The organism is Gilliamella sp. Choc5-1 (assembly GCF_001690595.1).
Classification (GTDB): Bacteria; Pseudomonadota; Gammaproteobacteria; order Enterobacterales; family Orbaceae; genus Gilliamella; species Gilliamella apicola_M.
This window is the reverse complement of the sequence record NZ_LZHH01000067.1, coordinates 1-1,939: the sequence shown is the minus strand read 5'-3', so window position 1 is coordinate 1,939 and position 1,939 is coordinate 1. Positions and strand designations below refer to the sequence as shown.

Here is a 1,939-nt window from a genome sequence, read left to right as displayed (position 1 = left end):
CGCTCTTTAAAAAACAAATAAAATCAATATTTTTTGAATAATTGTTATAAAAAACACAATACCTTTTAGCATACCCAAAGGCTGTTTTTGCTACTTATTCCGCATTAAAAAAACGAAAACTCAGTCAAACTAAAAAACAATTTTATACTAAAACGCATAGTTACCTGAAAGTTTTTGACAGAAATTTTAAATCCTATGGTGACCTTGCGATAGAATACCGCACCGTCCCGCAAAACCTACGCTTTCAAGGGCAGTATTTTGACGAGGACAAATTTGTCTGGAACAAATTTGAACAATGCTTTAGCATTGGCCCTGAAAGGGTGAGTATCAGGATGATACGAATAATCAGGACTACACTATAATCGCTACCGCTATTACGACCCGTACACCGCCCGCTACATCAGCCAAGACCCAATAGGACTTGCCGGCGGCGAAAACGCTTATAGCTACGTTCCTAACCCACTGGCTTGGATTGACCCGTTGGGGTTGTCGGATGAGTGTCCGGGGACGAAGGATGGAAAAGGTGCTACAATTGAAACGAATGCGCAACAAGTGATTTCCCATATAGATCCTAAAAAATTAATTGGTCGACAAAATCCGAATGAAATGTCAGGTTCACATATTAAAAGGCTTATAAAGGATATGAAGACTAATGGGTTTGATGCAACCCAACCTATAGATGTGGCTATCGTCAATGGAAAAATGATTATTATTGACGGTCATCATAGAGCTGCAGCAGCAGTCAAAGCAGGATTAAAAGATATACCAATTAGAATTAACAGAATAACTCAAGCTCAAGGTAATCAGCTATTATTAGAAGTTGCGGAGGCTCGATTGAGATACTGATATGAAAAAATACATCAAAGAAATGCTACAATTACAAAATACCATAATAACTGTTTTTAAAAAGGTTTATCCAGAAGTTAAGGATTATAATTTATTACTAGATTGCCCTAAAAAAGGAAAATTGGATATTAATGGACAACAATGGCTATTTGTAAAGCATGGTAAAGGACTGAAATTTATTAGGAAGGATCCTCTGCCTGAGATTATTATTGATATGCATAACTATTTTTCAGAGCCAAATGTGCTAGATGAATGGAGATTAGAGCAATATATTGATTCATTGAATCTAACTTATTCTACAAGTGATATCAAAAATTGTTTACATGAATTAACATTAACTCATTTTTTAAAAAGAATATCCGAACAACAATATAAATTAAATGAAGTGTAGTAGCTCAAACTTAATCTGACAGACACGTATTACTCATCGGCTTTCATTTTAACAAAATGCGTGTCCGATGAGCAAAATAAATTCTCCAATTGCTTTTCCTTAACCAACCCTTTTGCATCATTCCATGTTTGCCATTGTGTCTTCCCATAACAATATTTTCCAGAGTGTGCTCTTTCTCGATTGTAAAATTCAAGCCATTGCTCAATATCGTTTTGTATTTCACTCAATTGCGTGTAAATCTTACGCCGAAATAAAATATCATAACATTCTGTTTTCATCGTCTTATGGAATCGCTCACAAATACCGTTTGTTTGTGGGCTGTAGCCTTTGGTCTTGGTGTGTTCAATATCTTCTAGATTAAGATAAAGCTCATAAGCATGGCTCTCCTTATGGCCATTATATTCCGTACCTCGGTCTGTAAGAATGCGTAACAGCGGCACTTGTTCGCTGTCAAAGAAAGGAAGCACTTTATCATTGAGCATATCGGCAGCAATCAGACTGTTTTTCTCGGTATAGACTTTAGCAAAAGCGAGTCTGGAATAGGTATCAATAAATGTTTGTTGGTATATTTTCCCAATGCCTTTAATATGCCCTACATAATAGGTATCTTGTGCACATAAATATCCCGGATGATGTGTCTCAATTTCACCATGCGCTTCTTTTGATGCTTTGGCTTTTTCAAGGGCTTGTAATTGATTTTCA

3 protein-coding genes are annotated in these 1,939 nt (G+C 36.1%); 2 read left to right on the top strand and 1 reads right to left on the bottom strand.

What is annotated here, in order from left to right; genetic code table 11:
• Positions 1-480 precede the first annotated feature (480 nt).
• Both A9G35_RS06235 and A9G35_RS06230 read left to right on the top strand, forming a co-directional pair.
• Positions 481-846, top strand: a complete 366-nt coding sequence (locus A9G35_RS06235; protein WP_065636126.1) for a ParB/RepB/Spo0J family partition protein — start codon at positions 481-483, stop codon at positions 844-846.
• A 1-nt stretch (position 847) separates the two neighbouring features.
• Positions 848-1,237 carry a DUF6896 domain-containing protein gene (locus A9G35_RS06230; protein ID WP_065636125.1) on the top strand — a complete coding sequence of 130 codons (390 nt, stop codon included), beginning with the start codon at positions 848-850 and terminating at the stop codon, positions 1,235-1,237.
• Positions 1,238-1,266: 29 nt separating this feature from the next.
• Here the strand turns inward: A9G35_RS06230 and A9G35_RS06225 are convergent.
• Positions 1,267-1,939, bottom strand: a 673-nt coding sequence (locus A9G35_RS06225; RefSeq protein ID WP_141673801.1) for an integrase core domain-containing protein, incomplete at its 5' end; no start/stop codon positions are given.